The 566-nt window shown below is 63.4% G+C and carries 1 protein-coding gene; it reads right to left on the reverse strand.

Annotated features, from left to right (window positions below):
• On the reverse strand, positions 1-566 hold a 566-nt coding region (locus A2J01_RS33360; RefSeq protein ID WP_231916218.1), incomplete at both ends, for a homocysteine S-methyltransferase family protein.

A 566-nucleotide genomic window follows, 5' to 3' on the forward strand; every position in this document is an offset into this window, starting at 1 on the left:
GTGATGATCGGCAACCGCAGTCCGAGTTGCTCCATCGCACGCTGGCTGCCGAGGATTGCAGCTTTCACCTGAAGCAGGTCCTGGCAGGTTTCGACGAGGATGGCGTCGGCGCCACCGTCGATCATGCCGAGCGCAGCTTCGGTGTACGCGTCACGCAGGACTGCGTACGGTGCGTGTCCGAGGCTGGGGAGCTTGGTTCCCGGTCCCATCGAGCCGAGTACGAATCGGGCCATGCCGTCGCGGCCTGGTCCCATCTCGTCCGCTACTTCACGGGCGAGAGCAGTGCCTTTTTCCGCGAGTTCGCGGATCCGGTGAGAGATGTCGTAGTCGGCGAGGTTGGGCAGGTTGCAACCGAAGGTGTTGGTCTCGACGGCATCGGCACCAGCGGCGAAGTACGCACGGTGGATGTCTTTGAGCACGTCGGGACGGGTGTCGTTGAGGATCTCATTGCACCCCTCGAGGCCGAGGAAGTCGTCCAGGGTGAGGTCCGCGGCCTGCAACATGGTGCCCATCGCTCCGTCGCCGATGACAACGCGCTGTTTCAGCGCATCAAGCAGGGCAGAGTT

This window comes from Rhodococcus sp. EPR-134 (assembly GCF_001647205.1).
Taxonomy (GTDB): domain Bacteria; phylum Actinomycetota; class Actinomycetes; order Mycobacteriales; family Mycobacteriaceae; genus Rhodococcus_F; species Rhodococcus_F qingshengii.